Source organism: Mesorhizobium sp. M0701 (assembly GCF_040320365.1).
Lineage (GTDB): Bacteria > Pseudomonadota > Alphaproteobacteria > Rhizobiales > Rhizobiaceae > Mesorhizobium.
Window position 1 is genome coordinate 1 of sequence record NZ_JAMYPO010000070.1, and the last position, 20,162, is coordinate 20,162.

At 57.9% G+C, this 20,162-nt stretch carries 16 protein-coding genes and 2 pseudogenes; 14 read left to right on the plus strand and 4 right to left on the minus strand.

Features of this window, described 5'->3' with window-relative positions; translation table 11 throughout:
* Nucleotides 1–79 precede the first annotated feature (79 nt).
* Nucleotides 80–486: pseudogene (locus NKI24_RS33805) on the minus strand (IS66 family transposase); the annotation flags it as partial.
* A gap of 12 nt (nt 487–498) precedes the next feature.
* Here NKI24_RS33805 and NKI24_RS33810 point away from each other — a divergent pair.
* From NKI24_RS33810 to NKI24_RS33870, 13 genes and pseudogenes are all read left to right on the plus strand, one after another.
* Nucleotides 499–876 (plus strand): annotated as a pseudogene (locus NKI24_RS33810) (transposase); the annotation flags it as partial.
* A 282-nt stretch (nt 877–1,158) separates the two neighbouring features.
* Nucleotides 1,159–1,647, plus strand: a complete 489-nt coding sequence (locus tag NKI24_RS33815) for a hypothetical protein (RefSeq protein WP_352750530.1) — start codon at nt 1,159–1,161, stop codon at nt 1,645–1,647.
* Between the two features lie 221 nt (nt 1,648–1,868).
* On the plus strand, nt 1,869–2,051 hold the full coding sequence (locus NKI24_RS33820) for a hypothetical protein (RefSeq protein WP_352750513.1): 183 nt from the start codon (nt 1,869–1,871) through the stop codon (nt 2,049–2,051).
* A gap of 126 nt (nt 2,052–2,177) precedes the next feature.
* The gene (locus NKI24_RS33825) at nt 2,178–2,987 is read left to right on the plus strand and encodes a tyrosine-protein phosphatase (RefSeq protein ID WP_352750514.1); all 810 of its coding nucleotides are present in this window, start codon (nt 2,178–2,180) and stop codon (nt 2,985–2,987) included.
* A complete protein-coding gene (locus NKI24_RS33830; protein WP_352750516.1) occupies nt 2,987–3,769 on the plus strand; it encodes a polysaccharide biosynthesis/export family protein in 783 nt (260 codons plus the stop codon). The genes NKI24_RS33825 and NKI24_RS33830 overlap by 1 nt, the downstream gene beginning before the upstream one ends.
* 46 nt (nt 3,770–3,815) lie before the next feature.
* Nucleotides 3,816–6,200 carry a GumC family protein gene (locus NKI24_RS33835; RefSeq protein WP_352750518.1) on the plus strand — a complete coding sequence of 795 codons (2,385 nt, stop codon included), beginning with the start codon at nt 3,816–3,818 and terminating at the stop codon, nt 6,198–6,200.
* Nucleotides 6,166–7,347 (plus strand): tetratricopeptide repeat protein, encoded by a 1,182-nt coding sequence (locus tag NKI24_RS33840; protein WP_352750520.1) that lies wholly within the window; start codon nt 6,166–6,168, stop codon nt 7,345–7,347. The genes NKI24_RS33835 and NKI24_RS33840 overlap by 35 nt, the downstream gene beginning before the upstream one ends.
* Nucleotides 7,344–8,687 (plus strand): O-antigen ligase family protein, encoded by a 1,344-nt coding sequence (locus NKI24_RS33845; RefSeq protein ID WP_352750522.1) that lies wholly within the window; start codon nt 7,344–7,346, stop codon nt 8,685–8,687. The genes NKI24_RS33840 and NKI24_RS33845 overlap by 4 nt, the downstream gene beginning before the upstream one ends.
* A 601-nt stretch (nt 8,688–9,288) precedes the next feature.
* Nucleotides 9,289–10,359 carry a dTDP-glucose 4,6-dehydratase gene (rfbB, locus tag NKI24_RS33850; protein ID WP_352750523.1) on the plus strand — a complete coding sequence of 357 codons (1,071 nt, stop codon included), beginning with the start codon at nt 9,289–9,291 and terminating at the stop codon, nt 10,357–10,359.
* A 733-nt stretch (nt 10,360–11,092) separates the two neighbouring features.
* The gene (cysD, locus tag NKI24_RS33855; RefSeq protein WP_352451750.1) at nt 11,093–11,998 is read left to right on the plus strand and encodes a sulfate adenylyltransferase subunit CysD; all 906 of its coding nucleotides are present in this window, start codon (nt 11,093–11,095) and stop codon (nt 11,996–11,998) included.
* 2 nt (nt 11,999–12,000) lie between these two features.
* Nucleotides 12,001–13,938 (plus strand): sulfate adenylyltransferase subunit CysN, encoded by a 1,938-nt coding sequence (cysN, locus tag NKI24_RS33860; RefSeq protein WP_352750524.1) that lies wholly within the window; start codon nt 12,001–12,003, stop codon nt 13,936–13,938.
* 10 nt (nt 13,939–13,948) lie between these two features.
* On the plus strand, nt 13,949–14,737 hold the full coding sequence (gene cysQ / locus NKI24_RS33865) for a 3'(2'),5'-bisphosphate nucleotidase CysQ (protein ID WP_352750532.1): 789 nt from the start codon (nt 13,949–13,951) through the stop codon (nt 14,735–14,737).
* A 234-nt stretch (nt 14,738–14,971) separates the two neighbouring features.
* Complete coding sequence (locus NKI24_RS33870) at nt 14,972–15,265, plus strand: type II toxin-antitoxin system VapB family antitoxin (protein ID WP_352750526.1); 294 nt, start codon at nt 14,972–14,974, stop codon at nt 15,263–15,265.
* Nucleotides 15,266–15,363: 98 nt separating this feature from the next.
* Here the strand turns inward: NKI24_RS33870 and NKI24_RS33875 are convergent, their stop codons facing one another.
* The gene (locus NKI24_RS33875; RefSeq protein ID WP_352750527.1) at nt 15,364–16,950 is read right to left on the minus strand and encodes an adenylate/guanylate cyclase domain-containing protein; all 1,587 of its coding nucleotides are present in this window, start codon (nt 16,948–16,950) and stop codon (nt 15,364–15,366) included.
* Between the two features lie 670 nt (nt 16,951–17,620).
* On the opposite strand from NKI24_RS33875, the gene NKI24_RS33880 reads away from it, so the two are divergent.
* Entirely contained in the window at nt 17,621–17,854 is a 234-nt protein-coding gene (locus NKI24_RS33880) for a DUF6429 family protein (RefSeq protein WP_352453875.1), read from the plus strand.
* A gap of 343 nt (nt 17,855–18,197) precedes the next feature.
* Here NKI24_RS33880 and NKI24_RS33885 read toward each other — a convergent pair whose 3' ends face one another.
* Both NKI24_RS33885 and NKI24_RS33890 read right to left on the minus strand, forming a co-directional pair.
* Nucleotides 18,198–18,746: a class I SAM-dependent methyltransferase gene (locus NKI24_RS33885; protein ID WP_352685476.1), complete on the minus strand. Its 549-nt coding sequence runs from the start codon at nt 18,744–18,746 to the stop codon at nt 18,198–18,200.
* 124 nt (nt 18,747–18,870) lie between these two features.
* Nucleotides 18,871–19,701 carry a PA3715 family protein gene (locus NKI24_RS33890; RefSeq protein ID WP_352750529.1) on the minus strand — a complete coding sequence of 277 codons (831 nt, stop codon included), beginning with the start codon at nt 19,699–19,701 and terminating at the stop codon, nt 18,871–18,873.
* Nucleotides 19,702–20,162 lie beyond the last annotated feature (461 nt).

Genomic DNA, 20,162 nt, shown 5'->3' on the forward strand with positions numbered 1-20,162 from the left:
GCGAAGCCGACGTCCGAAATACGGGTGCCAACGGTAATAGACCTCGACCTCCTGCCCAACATGGGCAGAATGACCCCGAGATGGCAAAACCACGCAGCGCGCGTTCGGCGGCGTTGTTGGTCAGGCAACCCGGCCGTCGCCGAGGAAGGACGTGAAGCCGTCCCAGCGCTTCAGCACATGATCGATTGGCTCAGCAACCGGAGAGCTTCGGGACAGTCTTGCCCGCTCGCCGCATCCATTCCTCAAGCGCCTCTGCGATCGGCCGGCTTTCCTGCTGGCCAGGTCCATTCCTTTGACCGCCTCGAGCGCGATCGGCGAGATCGGTGCGGCATCCTTGCCGCGCTTGGCATTGGTAGCGATGTCGGCAAGCACGAAGAACTTTCGGCGCGCATGCGCCCAGCCCAGCGCCTGGGTCAGCGGACCGGGATCGCGGCCCACTTTGAACAGCAGGTTATAGCCGCCATAGGCGTTGGCCTGCAGAATGCCGCTAAAGGTCTTCACCGCCATCAGGACTTCATCCGCTTGCTCAATGCCATGGACGCCGAAGGGCCGACCCGCAAATTCGTCCACGTCATCCTCGACAGGTACGCCGCTCACAAAGCGCCCCGAAGTCCGTGCCCAGGCTCGAGCGCAACCAGCGCTTCACCTTCTACTTCATGCCGTCCTCGTGCTCGGGCCTCAACGGGATCGAAGGCTTCTTCGCCAAATTGTCTAAGGTGGTCTCAAGCGAGGCATCTCCACCGTCGACCTTCAGGCGGTAATCAAACGCTTGCTCGTCGAGCACAACCAGAACCAAAATCTTTCACGTGGACCGCCGGCCCGAACATCATCGCTGCCGTCCAACGTGGCCACCAAGTGGTAGCTTCCATTCATTAGCTCCTGACTTGAACGCAAGAGGCTGGATGGACAATATCAGGACATTGTCTACCCCAAAGTTTTGTGCAATGCGTCTGAACGACTAACGTCTGCGACGTGCATTGCGGCGGGCTGTTGAGACGGTCGCTACGCTATTCTAACGGTGTGCTCAATCAATCACACCGAAACCAAAAATTATCTCGCATATGCGAAATGGGTTGGATTTGGCGCAGAAAGCTGTTACGCGCTTTTGAGTACCTTATCGGTTGGGTGGGCCTCAGGTAACGTGGGACAGAAGGATTGATGCGGATGAACCTAGTTTTGAAAAGTGCGTTGGCCGGAGTTGTTGTGTTGGCCGGCTTCGCCCCGGTGTCGTCTTTCGCGCAGGACGGGTCGTGCACCTGTGCAACCGCCTATAACGGCGTAAATCCGATTGGATCGCTCGGCCGTGTCAATGGCGACGTAATGGTCTCGCAGGTGGCTGGCTACGGCCCGGCGCAAGCGGGCGGCGCGCTGGATTTCGGCAGTCGTGTCGTCGTTGGCGCCAAGGGCTCGGCTTCGGTTCAGGTCGGTGGCTGTAATCTGAGCGTCCCGGCGAATTCGACGCTGGATATTTCGCGGGTCGAGAATAAGATTTGCCTCAATGTCCTGGGTTCCGAGAAGACCGCCCAGACGGGCAATCCTAACACAAACAACAACACGCCGCTCTTCATTTTTGGCGGCATGGCTCTTGGGGCCGGTGTTCTGGCTGCAACGGCGGACAAGGACCACGGCCACGCCGTTAGCGACTAAGTTGATCGCGTAATAAATAAGGCAACGGCAGCAGAGGCGTGTGGCCTTCTGCTGTGTCTGTCGTTGGCGACAGAGCGAGCTTGGCGTGTGTGCTGGTATCGCGACTGCCGCATCGGTCGGATCGCCTAACCCAAGGCGACATGCGGGTGTCATGCGGGTGTGTGAGGCTGGCGAACATGCCGGGATGAGGGGCGAAGTGCCGGTCTATCCAGGCAAATTTGTTGATCGCGATCTTTTGCTGCTGCGTGTTGGTGCAAGTTTCGGATACGACGAACGCGACGGTCAAGATCAATCCTGCGGAGGGCGGCATGTGTCTGGCGCTCGAAACGTCAAGCGCCGCTTTTGCCGCCGGTGCGGCGCTGATCATCGGCCCGTATGATGACGACAACTCTGTCCGCCAGTAGCTGGGACCTGGCATCCATCGTATCGCATGAACTTGACAAATGCGTCATTCGCTGTTTTGCGGGTGACGCATTTATACTTTTTGGGGATGACGTCGCCAAGTTGCTTCGCTGCAGTCACAAACGCCCATGATCGATCTACATTCCCATATCCTGCCCGGCCTCGACGACGGCTCGCCCAGTCTTGCCGAATCGCTGGAAATGGCTCGGCTGGCGGTGGCCGACGGAACGACCCACATGGCTTGCACGCCACACGTGACACCGGGCGTTTACGAGAACGGAACATCGAACATTGTCCGAGCGGTTCAAGAATTACATCAGGCGCTGCGTAGCGCCGCCATACCACTTGCTCTCTACGTCGGCGCCGATGTTCACATAGCGCCGGATCTTCCGGACCAGTTGGCGGCGGGCAGCGTGCCGACCTTAAACAGGTCCCGCTATTTTCTGTTCGAACCGCCGCATCATGTCTTGCCTCCACGAATGGAGGATCTTGCTCTACGCCTCATAAACGCCGGTTTTATTCCGATTCTTACTCATCCTGAGCGTTTGACCTGGATCAAAACGAATTACGACGTTATCGAGAGGTTGAATGCGGTCGGCTGCCTTATCCAGCTTACTGCAGACTCGATTGTTGGTGCTTTTGGACGCACGGCGCTTTATTATTCGGAAAAGCTGATTGACGAGGGCAGGGTGGATATCATCGCATCGGACACCCATAGCGCAATACGCCGCCGTCCTGGGCTTTCTAAGGCGGTTGCTGCTGCTGCCAAGCGATGTGGGGACGACGAGGCCCGCAATATGGTGTTGAAACGTCCAGGTGAAATATTGGCGAACCGGCCACTTGAGCCGGTTGGAAAAGCACGTCCGAAAAAACCAAGCGTGGCTAACAGTGGCCGTTTTGGAGGCTTTGGCCGCTTGTTCAAAGGCGGGACAGCGTAATGGGCGGTTTTCGTTTTGCAAAAATCCATGTGGGCACGGTATTCGTTTTGCTCGCCTCACTCGCGACGTCGGCATGCACGAGCACTTCGGCGACGGCACCAACCTCGTCCGTTGATGCGCTGCAATTGACATCATCGTCAACGCCACTTTCAGGCGGCGGCGCATTACGGGTGGTGAAGGAACTGCCTGCGCCGCAAAACACACAGAACGGCAGCGAGCAGCCTCTGTCTCCAAACGATGTGCTCGAGGTAAGCGTGTTTCAGGTCGACAACTTAAACAGGACGGTTCAAGTCGACTCTGGTGGCCAGATTTCGCTTCCGCTCATCGGCACAGTTACCGCGGCCGGAAAGACCGTCCGTCAATTGGAGCAGGAGATCGAGACCACCTACGGCGCCAAATACCTGCAGTCACCTGACGTGACGATTTTCGTCAAGGAATCGATTGGACAACGCATAACCGTTGACGGCGAGGTCAACAAGGCCGGCATATATCCGGTGTCGAGCAATTCCTCTCTTCTGGACGCAATTGCTCTCGCGGGAAATTTTAGTCCGATAGGAGACGCAAAGAAGGTGTTCATTTACCGCAACATTGGCGCAAATACGCTGGTCGCCAATTACAATGTGGAGGCAGTTCGTGCCGGCAAGGCTCGCAATCCACGCATTTACGGTGGTGACAAGATTGTCGTCTTTGCCTCAAGCTCGAAAATAGCGGTGAACAATCTCAAGGACGCGCTCGGCATTGCCTCCAGTGCCGCCCGAATTGCCGTGATTCCAGGGATATAGCGCGCTGCCGTTCAGAATGTAACCGAATCTAGGATCACCGCGCACCATGCTCGATCGCAACAGGCAGCACCAAATTGCAGGTCCAGGACATGGCCAGGCCCTGTCCGCCGACCTCTATTATGACGGTGCGCAAAACTATAGCCGCTATGGCCGCGACTTCTCAGAGCAGGAAGAAGGCTTTAATCCGCTAACGCTGCTCTTTTACGTCATCCAGTATCGGTGGCTGTTCGTCATGATGGTGGCCGCCGGGCTTGTTGCCGGTGTAATCGTCACGATGATGCAGACGCCAAAATATCAGGCAACAACGCAATTGGAAGTGCTGGTTCCTTCGGCCAAGGTCTTCCAGGACATCGAAGTGGTTTCTGAAAATGCCGACGTGCGGGCTTTCCTGACCGCTCGTGAAAAGCTCAAAAGCCGCGCATTGGCGCAGCGCGTTGTGTTCCAATTGGGGCTCAGTGAAAAGCCGGATTTCCTCTTTCCCACGCCGAGCTTTTCCCTCGGCAACATCTTCTATCGCGCGTTCGGAGTTTCAAAATCGCCTTCAATTCAGGAGAAAACTCCAGAACAGCGGGAGGCAATTGCTATCGGGCGGATTCTAAATGACCTCACCGTTAGCCTAGTTCCCAATACGAGCCTGCTCTCGATCACATTTGTCGACCAGAAGCCTAAATATGCGAGCGATGTTGCCAATCAAGTTGCACAAAGCTTTATCGATCAACGCCTCGATCAAACCAGCGAAACCTCTGACCTGGCGCGGCAATTCATCCAGGAGCAGGTCCTGCAGGTGAAGCAAAAGCTTCAGAAATCCGAGGAGGAACTGGTCGCCTATGCCAAGGACGCGGGCATCACTATAACAGGCGACGACAAATCGCTGATAGGATCAAATATCGAGGCGCTGAACACTGCGTTGGCAACGGCGATTCAGGACCGCCTTGATGCAGGGCGGGTAGTAGACCAGATAGATAAGGGCCGCGGCTCGAGCCTCGCTCCCGTTCTGGAAAGCGAAGGTCTACAGAAGCTTAGCGAAAAGCTGGCGGATTTGACGAGCCAATACCAGCAGAAGCTAGGCATTCTAAAGCCTGGCTTTCCCGAAATGCAGCAGCTTCAGTCACAAATCAAAGAATTACAACGCCTCTATAATAACGGAGTTTTGGCGATAACAGACTCACTCCGATTGAAATACCAAGAGGCACAGAACAAGGAGGCCGATCTCAAGACTAAGCTTGCTGAAATGGAAAAACAGCAGACCCTTTTCAACGACAAAAACATTAAATACACTATCCTCAAGCGAGAGGTAGATTCGAACCGATCGCAATATGACAACCTTATCGCCAAGCTCAACGAGGTTGGTGTCAGCTCCGAACTTAAGACGCAAAGCGCCGCAATTGTCGATTTCGCCTCACAGCCGGATCGCCCGTATTCGCCACGCCTCAGCGTCAATCTCGTGCTCGCGCTGGCTCTTTTCCTTGCTCTGAGCGCGTCGGTTATTTATGTCATCGAGCTGCTGAACAATACCTTTACGAACCCTGAGCAGGTCGAGAAGGAGCTAGGATTAGCGATGCTCGGCATCCTGCCGCTTGTCGATGACCGAGAACTCACGGCCAGCATCGCCGATCAGAAGTCCGGCTTGTCTGAGGCTTACCGTTCGCTTCGAACATCGTTGCAGTTCTCCGGTGCCGAAGGTGCGCCACGATCTCTGGTTGTCACCAGTGCGGAGCCCTCCGAAGGCAAGTCGACCACCTCGTTCAAGCTCGGACAGGATTTTGCCGCGCTTGGTGCTAAAGTTCTCATTGTCGACGGTGATCTTCGAAAGCCAAACCTCCATCGCCTGTTTGGCCTCGATAACACGATTGGGCTCAGCAATCTGCTGACAAACACGGTCCGCAAGGAGGATCTGACCAGCATTTTCAGGGCGACGAAGTATCCCAACGTGACTGTTCTCACTTCCGGAACGATCCCGCCAAATCCCGCGGATCTGCTTTCTTCACCGAAGATGGCTCTGATCGTAACCAATCTAGGCAAGCGCTTCGATCTTGTTGTCATCGACGCCCCACCGATCGTCGGCCTCTCGGATGCTCCCATCCTCAGCAGGCTCGCAGAGGGTACATTAATGGTGATTTCAACAAATCAGGTGACACGCAAGTCGGCCAAGGCGGCGTTGAAGCGCCTGCGAGCAGCCGGCGCGAATGTAGTCGGAGCGGCTATGTCCAAGTTTGCGGTTAACAAGTTCGATTATAATTACGCTTACAAGTACATGAACTACCAGTACTATAACTACGGCGCCGACCCGAATACTCCAAAGATTGAGGGCAAAGTGTATGATGGAGCAACCCAGCCCGATTATTCAAAGTCTTCGGCATTCAGTCGTTTGGTTCGCCGCGTCCGTTCTAGTGTTGGTGGCTTCCTCAATCGGGCTAAGTCGATTTCTTGAGACAGAGACGCCACCCGTCTCTCTTGCGCTGGATCCGCTTAACGTTGATGCGCTGATAGCTGAAATCACCAGCGACCTCAACGATACGAGCGATGCTCCCGATCTTGACGCATTGCTTACCAGGGCCAAAGACGCGCTCGCGTTCGATCTCGCTGATGCGCGCCTCTATAGTCTGATCGGCGAGATTAAATACCGGCAGGGCGAAAAAGACCAGGCCTATGAGGCCTTCAATCAAGCCCTTAAACTGTCCAAAACAGAAATCCATGCGCTGCAGAGATCCATCAGTCACGCGGTAGAAACGGGTGATTTGTCAAAGGCCGTTGGTGAGATTGATATATTGCTACGGCGATGGCCGGAGCAATTTTCGGCAGTCGTCAAAGGCATACCGACGATTCTCTCAAACCCCGACGGATATCAAGCCGTGCTGACTGCCATCAAGGCGGAGGCGCCCTGGAGGGCCAGCCTGTTTTTCTCTCTTAGCAACACTCCCGAGGGGCTCGATTTCGCAAATCGGCTGCTGCTCGATTTGACTGTATCACCCAGACCGCCGAACTCGAGCGAACTCAACCGTGTAATTAGCGGCTATATTCGTCAGAAGAAATATGACGCGGCATATCGGCTGTTTCTTTTCAGTCTCACTGACGACGAGCGGAAGTTGGGCGGATACATTTTTAACAGCACGTTCGAGCCGGTCTCCCGCGGAAAGCCTTTCGCTTGGCAGGTCTCTGATCAATCGGGCTTGGAAATTACATTTGCAGCATCCCAAAATGCTGTGGAGGGCGAGGGCGGCGCGACTGTCCGGTTCTTGAACACGCCAGTCAAGAACACGGCTCTCCAGCAATACATTGCGCTGCCGCCAGGATCGTACAAGATTTCGCTAATAGCCTCTGCACGAAACTTGAAGAGTCCGAAGGAACTGTTCTGGTCGATGAGGTGTATTGATCCAGCGGGAGAAATAGGACGATTAAGCATTCCGGAGGGCACGTATAACCGTCAAGAGCTGAGCCAGGACTTCTCGGTCGGACCGGCTGCGTGCCCGCTGCAGCTGCTGAGGTTGCAGACTGCCGCCATTGCCGAGAGCTGGCGATTTCGGTATGTGGGCACGTTAATAATGCACAAATTGAGCATAGAGAGACTTCCATCTTGAATGATCGGCCGTCGGAATGGGATAAATATCTCCTCGGGTCAGTCTTGTTTTTAGCCCTGATGATCGGCGGTGGTACGGCGAGCGGCCTCTATTCCGACACTCTCATCCAGATTGCGGCAATTGTGTCCGCCGCGGCCGTGTTCTCCCAAACTTCTGGCCAGAGAACCGTGCATTCTGGTCTGTGGCTGCTGATCCTAGCTGTCGGGCTGGGCGTTTTGCAAATCGTTCCACTTCCGGCTGCGATATTCAACGGGTTGCGGCCGGAACTGCTGCTCGGAGGTCCCTGGGTCGGAGAAAACCGATTTCGCTTTATCAGCGTTGGTGTCGGACGCACGGTCGAATGTCTGCTTTATCTGGTGGGTGCAGCTGCATTTTTTTTGGCCGTGTTGCGGCTACGTGTCGAGCAGGTCAATGCGCTACTCCCGTTCTTCTTCATGGGGGTACTTTGCAACGGTTTGGCGGGGGCCATTCAATACTCACTCTCCGACAGTATCGCCATTGTTGGGCTGTTGCCTTTTACGATTAACGCCGGGCTTTTTGCCAATGTGAATCACTTTTCGGCTTTGCTTTTTGTGTCCATTCCCTTCCTTGTCTACTACGGTCTCTTCCGTGGACATCTTCTGTCCGGATCCATCGGCTTGATCGTGCTTTTGCTGCTTCTTTTGGCCGCCGGTTCCCGCGCTGGCGTTTTGATTGGACTGGCGATCACCGTATTGTCCGTCGTGTTTCTTTCGGCCCATTCAAGGTCGGGTGGGCTTAGCGTCCTCCTCATTTTCGTAGGGCTTTCTGTCTACACCATTGGCGCCTGGACCAAGATCGATGCGGAAGTGATCGATCCTGCATTTGGGCGAGGAGAATTTGCCCGCACCACAATCGACGGGATAAAGGATAATTGGCCAACTGGCGTTGGATTCGGCAATTTTCAAAAGGCCTACCAAATTTATGAAAGCAAGAGCATGATTTTCGACAAGTATGTTAATCATGCACATAACGATTATCTTGAGGTAGCCTTTGAGGGCGGCGTTATTGCTGTCCTGTTGATGATCGCTTATTTTTGCTTGCTCCTGAACAGGTTGATTGAGGTTCGTCGCGATCCGTTTCAGAAGGCAGCATTTCTGTCGGTCTCTTTTCTTCTCATTCATTCACTGGTTGATTATCCCCTGCGGACGGAGGCGTTGGCGATGACCTTTGCTTACATGAACGCCATCATCTTCCACAAAGGTTTTGCGGAACGTTTGAGCCGCAAGAGTGAGGTGATCGAGATCGATCACAATGGTGACAAGCTGTTTGTTCCTGTAGAAGCTTCGAGGATGTCAGCCGCTACGGACGCATCGGTTTAGCGGTGCTCGACTGCGATCTGGCATCGGTTTCCTCGTTGCTTGGGATCAGACCACTCGGTCTCGAAGGCGTGCTGGAGATCGTGCAGATGATTCGGGATGCTCGGGACTTTTTGTAAGCGACAAGCCGACCCATCGGGCGCGGCTTGAGGTGATGAGCGAGAGATAGTGACACTGAAGCAAGGAGCCGAGGAGCTTGCAGTGTGAATTTCTATTTCTGCGCCTATGCCTGATGATAGAAGTTTCCATGTCCTTGAGGCGGTCCCGAACCGGCTGGAGGCAAGCCCGCAGCGTCCGCGGCGGCGCTGGTCAAGCTTATCAGCAAGTTCCACCACATGCTCAGGACATCAGGACATGCAGCCGCGTGTCGTCCGAAGCGAGGTGCTTGACTTTCCGGTTGGTATGGACGCAGCCAGGGTGCTGTATGGATGTCGCCGATACCTATTTGCCCAAGCATTGCCGAGCAAACTGTTTCGAGGATCCTGCGATCCGCGTGGATGGCCCGTGATGGCTGGCGGAGTCTAGTTTTGAATGACCTCGAGGCGTAGACGGTATTCATCGATCTGTTCGCATGAGCGGCTGGCGATTGCATGAGGAGGGTGGCATGAACTTTCTCGTAACCGGGGGGGCCGGCTTTATCGGCTCGGCGGTCTGCCGGCAATTGTGCAGCAATCCGGCCAATCGTGTGACCAATCTCGACAAGCTTACCTACGCAGGAAATCTCGCTTCTCTTCGATCGATAGAAAACGCCTATAATTACAGATTCGAATACGCCGACGTTTGTGACGCGAGGGCGATTCTGGATGTACTAAATCGCGATGAAATCGATATTGTCATGCATCTGGCCGCCGAAAGCCACGTCGACCGGTCGATCGTTGGACCTGCTGCCTTCATCGAGACCAACATAGTTGGAACCTATCAAGCGCTGAATTCGGCGCTGGAATATTGGCGCGGACTCCCCAGCGAGAAAAGACGACGGTTTCGCTTCCTCCAGGTTTCGACCGATGAAGTGTTCGGCGATCTACCCTTCGACGGCAGTGTCTTCACCGAACAGACACCCTATGCACCATCCTCGCCCTATTCGGCCTCAAAAGCTGCATCCGATCACCTGGTGCGCGCATGGTACAAAACTTACGGCCTGCCAGTCTTGCTGTCGAACTGCTCGAACAATTATGGTCCTTTCCAGTTTCCCGAAAAATTGATCCCGCTCGTGATTTTGAATGCGGTCGACGAGAAAGCGCTGCCGATCTACGGCAGGGGCAGCAATGTGCGCGACTGGCTTTTCGTCGATGATCATGCACGAGCCTTGGACATGGTCGCGACGCGAGGTTCAGTGGGCGAGAGCTACAATGTCGGAGGTGGCTCGGAGCGCACCAACCTCGCAGTGGTCGAGGCCATCTGTGACATTCTCGACAGCAGACGGCCACGGTCCGGCGGCCGGCGGTATCGTGACCTGATTGCCTTCGTCCCTGATCGTCCGGGCCATGACCGTCGCTATGCGATCGACGCCTCAAAGATCGGGCGCGATCTCGGCTGGGCGCCGCGCGAAAGCTTCGATGCTAGTCTCGCCAGGACGGTCGATTGGTATCTCCAGAACGAATGGTGGTGGGGGCCGATCCGTCACGACCGCTACGCCTGCGAGCGACGTGGCGAAGTGCGCAAGGGGGCTGCGTGAGCCATGTCGTTGTCAGGCGACGGCCCAAGTGGTCAGAGGCTTGGTCGAGCCTGGCCAGCTGCATGCACGATTGAAGGTCACTGCCGTCGCCGGTGATCCCGTCTGGCGAATTCGGAACGATTGCTCCGGCGCTCGCGGCCACCCGATCTCGTCGTTCCTTCGTTACCTGACCCGCCTTGATCCTTGAACAGGCCGAAGGTGAACTCGAGCTTGCCCTAGCCATTAATCGCCCGCTGCTACCCAGCTGCTGCAGGGTTCGACCGGCCGGATAGTGACCCGCAAATAAGTGTAATCCTCATCGCGGCCACCGGCAGATCAGATTCGCAATTGCGGGCGAGTTTTGGAAGATTGTGGCAGCGAAATCGCTTTTCGACACGCCCCCTCTGCCTTTGCCAAGATTAGCGGCAGGGACGGTTTCGACCGAGGCAAAGGCGATACACCAAAATCGGTGCCGGCTCTTGGAGCGTGCCAACGGCCCAGGCAATATTTCCCCGTCCCTTCAGCATGCCCCGGCTCGCTGGGCAGGAATTTCCCGATTTTGCCGGCTGTATGGAAAATTCATTCCCGAACCATTCGGCCGCAAGCCTGTCTTGCATTGTTCTGGACCGGAACGATCTGCTAGAACGCCCGCACGAGAATAGATTGTCCGGAAGTGCAGTTTGAATCGGGCGGCTGAAGGTCGCCTCCGATGCAGGCCCTTCCGTGGATCGGTACGAAAGAACGCTCGCAGTCCATGAACATCGCACTTACGCACCTTCAGCGGCTTGAGGCCGAATCCATCCATATTTTTCGCGAGGTGGCCGCGGCTTTCGCCAAGCCGGTGATGCTCTATTCGGTCGGCAAGGATTCGTCCGTGCTCATGCACCTAGCCATGAAGGCATTCTATCCGGCCAAGCCGCCCTTTCCCTTTCTCCATGTCGACACGACCTGGAAATTCCGCGAGATGATCGCCTTTCGCGACCAGATGCAGCAAAAGCTCGGTTTCGACCTCCTGGTCCATGTCAATGAAGACGGCGTGCGTGACAATATCAATCCGTTCGAGCATGGCTCCAACACCCATACGCATGTGATGAAGACGGTGGCGCTGCGGCAGGCGCTCGACAAATACGGGTTTGACGCAGCCTTCGGCGGCGCCCGTCGCGACGAGGAGAAGTCGCGCGCCAAGGAGCGCATCTTCTCGTTCCGCAACGCCCAGCATGTCTGGGATCCGAAGAACCAGCGGCCGGAGATGTGGAAGATTTTCAACACCCGCATCGCTGCCGGTGAATCGATCAGGGTGTTCCCGTTGTCGAACTGGACCGAGCTCGACATCTGGCAGTACATTCTCCAGGAAGACATCCCGATCGTGCCGCTGTATCTGGCCAAGGAGCGGCCGGTCGTCGAGCGCGATGGCATGCTTATCCTGAGGGATGATGAGCGCATGCAGCTGCGGCCCGGCGAAACAGTGGAGAACCGGATGGTGCGGTTCCGCACGCTCGGCTGCTATCCGCTGACCGGCGCGATCGACTCGGAAGCCGACACTCTGGAGGCGATAGTCGGCGAAATGCTCACGGCGCGCACTTCCGAGCGGCAAGGTCGCCTGATCGACCGTGATGAAGCCGGCTCGATGGAAAAGAAGAAGCGCGAGGGGTATTTCTGAGTATGCGCCACATCATGGCCAAGAGCCTCGCCCCGACCGACGGCGTCCGCGACTATCTGGCGGCGCAGGAACGAAAGTCGCTGCTGCGCTTCCTGACCTGCGGCTCGGTCGACGACGGCAAGTCGACGCTGATCGGGCGCCTGCTTTCCGACACCAAGCAGATTTTCGAGGACCAGCTGGCCACGCTCGAGCGCGATTCGCGCAAGCACGGCACCACCGGTGACGACGTCGACTTCGCGCTGCTGGTCGACGGCCTCGAGGCCGAGCGCGAGCAAGGCATCACCATCGACGTAGCCTATCGCTTCTTCGCCACGCCAAAGCGCAAGTTCATCGTCGCTGACACGCCCGGCCACGAACAATACACGCGTAACATGGCGACAGGTGCATCGACCGCCGATCTCGCCATCGTGCTGATCGATGCCCGCCAGGGCGTGCTGCGCCAGACAAGGCGTCATTCGATCATTGCCTCGCTACTGGGCATCCGCCACATCGTGCTCGCCGTCAACAAGATCGATCTTGTCGGTTTCGACGAGGCGGTTTTTACACGGATCGTCGCGGATTACGGGCAGTTCTCACGCGAGCTCGGCTTCCAGACGATCATGCCCATTCCGATGTCGGCCCGCTACGGCGACAACGTTACTGGCCGTTCCGATAGGACAGACTGGTTTTCCGGCCCGACGCTGATCGAACATCTCGAAACCGTCTCGGTCGACGAGGCCGCGGTCGAATTGCCGTTCCGGTTTCCGGTCCAATATGTGAACCGTCCCAACCTCGATTTTCGCGGTTTCGCCGGCACCATCGCCTCCGGCTCGGTTGCGCCGGGCGACGAGGTAGTCGTCGCCAAATCCGGCAAATCCTCGCACGTCAGGCGCATCGTTTCGCATGGCGGCGATCTTCAGCAGGCTATTGCCGGCCAGGCCATCACTCTTGTCCTCGACAACGAGGTGGAAGTCTCGCGCGGCAATATGCTGGTATCGCCGGCGGCGCGGCCGCAGGTCGCCGACCAGTTCGCCGCCAACATCGTCTGGTTCGACGAACATGCGCTGCTGCCTGGCCGCTCCTACATCCTGCGCACCGAGACCGACCAGACCAGCGCCACCGTCACCGACCTGAAATACCGCGTCAACGTCAACGACTTTGCCCATGAGGCGGCCAAGTCGCTTGAAATGAACGAAGTCGGCATCTGCAATATCTCGACGCGGTCGCCAGTCGCCTTCGATCCGTTTGCCGAAAACCGCACCACCGGCGCCTTCATCCTGATCGACCGCATCACCAACGCCACGGTCGGCGCCGGCATGATCCTGCATTCGCTGCGCCGCGCCGAAAACATCCACTGGCAGTCGCTCGATGTCGGCAAGCGCGCTCGTGCCGATATGAAGAACCAGCGGCCGGCCGTGTTCTGGTTCACCGGGCTTTCGGGCTCGGGCAAGTCGACCATCGCCAATCTGTTCGAAAAGAAGCTGTTCGCCACTGGGCGCCATACGTACATTCTGGATGGCGACAACGTCCGTCACGGCCTCAACCGCGATCTCGGTTTCACCGACGCCGATCGTGTCGAAAACATTCGCCGCGTCGCCGAAGTGGCACGCCTAATGGCCGACGCCGGGCTGATCGTCATCGTGTCGTTCATTTCGCCGTTCAGCGCCGAGCGGCGCATGGCACGCGAATTGATGGCCGACGGCGAATTCGTCGAGGTGTTTGTCGACACACCGTTCGAGGAATGCGCCAGGCGCGATCCGAAGGGCCTTTATGCGCGGGCGTTGAATGGCGAGATCAAGAATTTCACCGGCGTCGATTCACCGTATGAGGTGCCGGAAAAGCCCGAAATCCATCTCAAGACCCTCGGCAGATCGGCCGAGGAGATGGTGGACGCCCTGGAACACTGGCTGAACGAGCGGGACATTGCCGAAGACCAATATGACAGCGGCGGCGGTATCTGACGACGAAGCGATGCTCGCCATCTTCGAGCACCTTGCCTTGGCGGCAGGGCGCGAGGTGATGCGCGTCTTTCGTGCCGGCTGTGCGGTCGACAGCAAGTCGGACAGTTCGCCAGTGACGGAGGCGGATCGCGAGAGCGAAAAGATCATCCTTGCCGGGCTACGTGCGGCATTTCCGGAGATTCCATGCGTGGCCGAGGAAGAAGCCTCTGCCGGCATCATGGCGCCGGATCTCGGCGACGCCTTCTTCCTGATCGATCCGCTCGACGGCACCAAGGAGTTCGTCAACCGGCGGACCGATTTCACTGTCAACATCGCGCTGGTTCGCCATGGCGTGCCGGAGATCGGCGTCGTCTTCGCGCCTTGCACCGGCCGCTTCTTTTCCGGCCGGCCGGGCAAAGCGGAAGCGATCGAGATCAATGACGACTATGAGATCGTCGATCGCCAGCCGATTTCGGCAAGGGCCGGTATGGTGCCGCTGACGGTCGTTGCCAGCCGCTCCCACAACACGCCGGAAACCGACGCCTATATCCGCGCGCTTGGCGCCGCCGAGATCGTCTCGGTCGGCTCGTCGCTGAAATTCTGCCTTGTCGCCGGCGCCGAGGCGGACGTCTATCCGCGCTTCGGCCGCACCATGGAGTGGGATACGGCCGCGGGTGACGCGGTGCTACGCGCCGCCGGCGGCATGACGCGCACGCTGGATGGTGAGCCGCTCGCCTACGGCAAGCGCAACCAGAGTGACGACGAGGATTTCGCCAACCCGCATTTTATCGCAAGCGGCAAGGCTGCTGGATTTGGCTAGACGGTGATTGCGCAGTTCCAGACCCGTACGAAAGTGCGGGTGTTGCAAGTGACTTATGCAAGCGACCTCAGATACTGCTGGAGATATGTAAACACAGCGGTAGGATCCCCATCCAGCCGACAGTTGGGTCGGCGTGGCCGATTCGCTTCGTGTCCGGTCGATGCTGCTGGGCCTTCACACGGTGTATCCAAATTGCTGTATACCGATACTCTTGAACGGCTATACGAGCGAGTGATGGCGTTCCACATCAAAAATCCCGAGACCGACGCACTGGCCCGCCGGGTCGCCGCACTTAAGAGGACTGGTCTGACAGAGGCCGTCCATGCCGCGCTCAAGCATGAGCTTGAGCGCGAACAGGCGAGACCGTCCCTCCTAGAGATGGCGTCAGGTTCTGCCGTGATCTGCGAGCCCGGGGCAAGCCTGATCACGGCAGGCCCGCCGACAAGGCGTTTCGCGACAGCCTGTACGAGAATGACTGATGTTCATCGACGCCTCCGCCCTGACGGCGCTGATGACCAACGAGGATGATGCGCGCGAACTCCTGGCCGGGGCCCGGCGCGGCTGAACGGTGTTGAACCGGACTTTACTTGGCTGGCCACGGTCCAGATTGGATCACGTTCAAGAACCTACAATGCGGCGGGCTTGCTTCGGATGGCTAAGGCCAGGAGCGCCTCCGAAAGTCGTTTCTTCGCCCGCTCCACCCCGTTCTCGTCGATTGCCTCAACATCGAGGAACAAGTCGAGACCAGTCGCATGCTCGCTGATGACCTGAGGGCGCTGGGCGAGTTCACCCAGGAGGCCCTCGACTTCGTAGGGGACAACCTCCCGGCTGATCCCCTTCATGGCAATGGGGGCTAACGGACGCGCCCGGACAAGGTCGCGCACGAGCGCGTAAGTCTCATAGCTGAGGCAGATGCCGCCGGGCTCGGCAATCGACTGCAGCCGGGCCGCCAAGTTCGCTTCGGCTCCAATGATCGTGTAGTCCATCCGATCATCGGAACCGAAGTTCCCAACATTGCAATAGCCCGTGTTGATGCCCATGCGAGCTCGGAAGGGCCGTTCAACTCCGCGGTCATGCCACACCCTGTTCAACTGCTCGAGCCGACGCTGCATGTCGACAGCCATGCGCAAGCAGGCTCTCGCGTCTTCCTCGACGCCTTGTGTCTCGGGGTCTCCGAAGAACACAAGAAGCGCGTCGCCGATGAACTTGTCGACGGTGCCGCCGTGTTTGAGCGCGATCGTCGACATCTCGGTGAAGTACTCGTTGAGGAGAAGCGTCAGGTCCTCGGGCTGGAGCCGTTCCACGATCGCGGTGAAATCCTTGACGTCGGAGAAAAAGATCGTGAGCTTCTTGCGCTCGGTCGCGATGGTGACGTCCTTCTGGCCGCTGAAGATGCTTTTGTAGATTTGAGGCGAAAGATATTTGGCGATCTTCAATGAAATCGCGGCCAGGAAGTCGTTTGCCTCCGAAAGCTCCTTGTTGATGCCCTGAATCAACGCGGACTGCCGACGCTGCAGGAGAATGAACGTCAGGCCCGCCGCCGCCGCGAAACCGAAATATAGGAGCAGATACTTGAAGGTCAGCACGTTCGCAGCAATAGGCTGATTGACTGATATCTCCTGGATCCCTCGGACATCCCCTACCTTCCAGTCCGTCTTGGGGCTGTCCGGGTGTGAGTTATGGCAGGTCACGCACACTTGTCCCATTATGACAGGGGCCGCGGCGCGGACCTGCCGGTCAAACAGTGAGCCCGAGACTTCGATGATCGGCTCCTTCGGGTTGGCGCGCAAAGCCAAGATTGCATTCCGCTCGAAAACATCGAGCTGGTGGGGGGCGCGACCTTTGAAAGGCAGATCCGAGACGAACCGATATTTGACCGAGCCGTCGTGAGCGCTGATGCGCTTGCCGAGTTCGATCGAGAGGGTTGCTGGAATAGGGATCGCGCCTGGCACGTCCCGGTAGTTGTGCGTCGCAGTCACGGCGCCGTTAGCTTGCAGCACGCGTCCCACGACGTCGCTGCCGTAGAATCCGCGCATTTCGTCGATGATGCGGCTGATTTCGCTGGCTTGCCTGCGCAGCATCCGTTCCGATAGGTCTCGGAGGTCGAGCCAGGCTGCGACGGGCAGACCGACAAGGCCGATGACCACTGCCGTCACCAGGAGCGGTCCCATGGTGCGCTGCTGACGCGCAATCTGTTCACCCAGTCCAGCCATTGTGCAAGCGCCCGGCCGTCACAGTATCTGAACTATAGCTCATTCCCGGCACGGTACCAGAGTCAGTCTTGGCTCGATGAAAACACGTCAGCCCTGCAACGTCGGACCGACCTCGAGCGGTTGTTGCTAAGCCGCGACCCTCACAGCGGATTTCGCATTCTGGCGCTGGACGGGCAGTGAATCAGTGGAGGGATGTCGCAAAGTCGGTTGTGGCCCGGAATGCGCTCCGCGATTAACCGCTCAGGGGTCAAAAATTCACCTCTGGCAAGGTTGGGACTTCTGCGGTCGGAGAGCGCGTCGGAGAAGAAAGTGTCCCGCGAAACGTATCCGCGCGTCGGTCGCACTATGGAATGGTTCACCGCGGCGGGGTGACGCGCGCTGCCGGCAGCATGACGCGCACCTGAATGGTGAGCCGCTCGCCTGCGGTAAGCGCAACCAGAGCGACGACGAGGATTTCGCCAATTCGCGTTTCATTGCCAGCGGCAACGCTGCTACGGCCGCTTAGGCACCATGATGAACTCGATCCCGTCCCGGCTCGTCGCCCCCCAATGACGCCGTCGCGGATGCGACGCCTGAGTGAGGCACCTGTTTTCAGGCGAACGCTCGTGGCAGGGAGTAACCATCCGGTGTGGATCGTGGCAGAGGCGCTTTCGCGTGTTAAACTGCTTGCATGGAGATCGACACCGACAAGATCGACGATGCCGTTATGGGCCTGCTTTGGCTGACGCTGCATGAAGAGAGGCGCGCCTGGAAGGGGTTGGATTGGAATGCTCTGGATCGCTTGCACGAGAAGGGGCTGATCGCGAATCCGGCAAACAAGGCGAAGTCAGTGTTTCTGACAGATGAAGGACTGCGGCGTGCTGAGGAGCTATTCCGAACCCTGTTCACTCGCCCGGCGCCCTGAGCCAGAGCGCTGGACGGGCGCCTGCGAGCTGATAACGCACATGGCTGAATTTCGACACCGGCGGCGCGCTGACCGCAGGTGGGTCGGCCGGTGCTCTCGCCGTGACGGCCAACTTGGTATTCGTCACCTACGCCAACGGGCGCATCCAGTCTGTCAAGGCAGTGGCAGAGAACACCGCAGCCGCGGCCCTCAATATCAACGGCATTGTCGCGAGGTCCATCCGCAAGATGCTTTCTGCCGGCGAAACGGCGTTGCCCGGGCCGAGTTGCAGGCAGCAGCGGGTCTGCGCCCGCTGCTGGCACATGGGATGTTGAAGAGGCAGATTACCACAAGCAATGTGTCATCATGGCTGCGGATTTCCGAAGGCAGGTTTCTCAAGCACGAGCACATGACTACCAAGAGGCGATGTGTGAGTGCTCTTGACCTGGAACCCCTCGTCAGAAAGCGTTTCGATGAATTCGCCATCCGTTCCAGGCGGAACGCGGGCAACGACGTTCGAGGTGCGCCTCACAATATTGGAAAGCACCCTTCGCGCCTTGCCTGGGCCGATGTTGCGCTGCATGTGCTGATAGACGGCCAGCAGCAGGACGATATCGTATTTCGGTAGAAGGATATTGCCGAGGCGCCGGCTGCCAAGATTCAGGCGATCGAACCGGGCATGCACCGGGGAGCCACTCAACAACATCTTTGCAGTCTCGATATGCGGCTTGGCAACGTCGATCCCGTGGATCGAACTGGGTTTCAGCTTGGATATCTCATAGGCGACAACACCCATATTGCAGCCAACATCGAGAATGGATTTTCCGGCGTAGTCGACCTTTGCGGAGAATAGCCCGTCAAGTCTGTCGTCCCACGTTCCGGCAAAACCCCTTTTGAATCTTGACCACCACAAATCATCAGCTCCTTTGGGAAGAGCCCCCTTGAGCGCCTCCTACCACGAGAGAATTAATGGTCGATACCCTTTCAACTGGAATTGATCACATTGGCGAACCCCGGCAGGGACGTGTGCGGCCGCGTCACAACCCCATCACCCTGAGTGCCGCGGGAACCGCATAGCGGCTGCCGTCATAGCGCATCCGGTAGGTCCGCTTCACAGGCTTGCCGGGATGGGACCGGCATTCGCCATTCTGGTCGGGGGAGGGATTATCGGTATCCGTCCGCTCGACCGCAATGATGTCATGATAGCCGTGGTGGCGCGCCGGGCTCATCGCCAGGCTGACCTGGCTGGAATGAAAGTATCCGGCGCAACTACCATCGCTATCGGCGCCAGAGCCGGCCACCACGAGGCCGTCGAGCACCACGCGTAGCGTATCGCCGGTGAGAGCGTAGAGCCGCAGGTCGGTTTCAGTGAAGGGAGCGGTCAGCGAATGGTGTGCCAGTTCGATGCTCAGGCCGAAGGCGGTTACCCCAGGGGCCAGTGCATAGCGGCCGGTGTCGAAGTCCACCTTCTCGATGACAATCGCGTCGTCGGTCATCAGACCGGGCTGGAGCAGGCGCTGGCGCACACGCAGCGTATTCCTGTCGACGACCAGAAGCTCGATATCGCCGACATGCAGGTGGTCGCCGTTAGCGCTGTCGATCAGCGGCACAGCCACCAACAGCAGGTCGACATCGGCGGGCCAAATCTTGCAGACCAGGCCGAACGGCGCATCGCTCCCCGGGAGCGTCAAGGCGATGCTGGTATGAGGTTCAAGCGTGAACGAGGTGCCGTCGGCGCTCTTTCGGGCCTTGGGATAGGCCTGCTGCACCAGCGCGGCGGCATCGCCGCAATCGCCGGCCGCTGCCTTGGCGGGCGACAGGCTGGCGAGGGCGGCGCCGAGCAACAGGACAGGCAACACTATTCGCATGGAGTTTCTCGCCTCGCAGGGCCGGGTTAGGCCAGTGGCTTTCTACGCGAGATTGGTGGCGGCGCACAGGGTGTAGGGAAGTGACGGATAGCTCCACCCGCTGCGTCGGGGCCATAGGTATCCTGGAAAGTCGTAAAGTCCGAGCTCGCTTAGGGACGGTGATCATGAGAACGCCGCCCGAGCGGGGAATTTTGCCAATGCTGTTCGAGCTACCTGAAACAGATACTGACAATGTGATCTCGATTGCCTTGTCGCGCTCCGATTAGATAAAGAAGCGCTCCGAACCTCTACAAAACCGGACCTCGCCGATCCGTCAAGCGCACCTTCTAGGGTGTACATTCCAAAATTAGTGCGCCGGGAGACCGGCAAGGAGTAAGTGGTGGAAGTCCACTGCGATGAAGGAATAGCGATCCACATCGGCCCCGAGCCGTGCGCAGACATCCGCGAGGATGCCGGCGAAG

What these genes read in the sequence shown, in the direction of transcription:
- NKI24_RS33815 (WP_352750530.1), top strand. Translation starts at nt 1,159, where the DNA reads ATGCGGATGAACCTAGTTTTGAAAAGTGCGTTGGCCGGAGTTGTTGTG.
- NKI24_RS33825 (WP_352750514.1), top strand. Translation starts at nt 2,178, where the DNA reads ATGATCGATCTACATTCCCATATCCTGCCCGGCCTCGACGACGGCTCG.
- NKI24_RS33830 (WP_352750516.1), top strand. Translation starts at nt 2,987, where the DNA reads ATGGGCGGTTTTCGTTTTGCAAAAATCCATGTGGGCACGGTATTCGTT.
- NKI24_RS33835 (WP_352750518.1), top strand. Translation starts at nt 3,816, where the DNA reads ATGCTCGATCGCAACAGGCAGCACCAAATTGCAGGTCCAGGACATGGC.
- rfbB (WP_352750523.1), top strand. Translation starts at nt 9,289, where the DNA reads ATGAACTTTCTCGTAACCGGGGGGGCCGGCTTTATCGGCTCGGCGGTC.
- cysD (WP_352451750.1), top strand. Translation starts at nt 11,093, where the DNA reads ATGAACATCGCACTTACGCACCTTCAGCGGCTTGAGGCCGAATCCATC.
- cysN (WP_352750524.1), top strand. Translation starts at nt 12,001, where the DNA reads ATGCGCCACATCATGGCCAAGAGCCTCGCCCCGACCGACGGCGTCCGC.
- cysQ (WP_352750532.1), top strand. Translation starts at nt 13,949, where the DNA reads ATGCTCGCCATCTTCGAGCACCTTGCCTTGGCGGCAGGGCGCGAGGTG.
- NKI24_RS33870 (WP_352750526.1), top strand. Translation starts at nt 14,972, where the DNA reads ATGGCGTTCCACATCAAAAATCCCGAGACCGACGCACTGGCCCGCCGG.
- NKI24_RS33875 (WP_352750527.1), bottom strand. Translation starts at nt 16,950, where the DNA reads ATGGCTGGACTGGGTGAACAGATTGCGCGTCAGCAGCGCACCATGGGA.
- NKI24_RS33880 (WP_352453875.1), top strand. Translation starts at nt 17,621, where the DNA reads ATGGAGATCGACACCGACAAGATCGACGATGCCGTTATGGGCCTGCTT.
- NKI24_RS33890 (WP_352750529.1), bottom strand. Translation starts at nt 19,701, where the DNA reads ATGCGAATAGTGTTGCCTGTCCTGTTGCTCGGCGCCGCCCTCGCCAGC.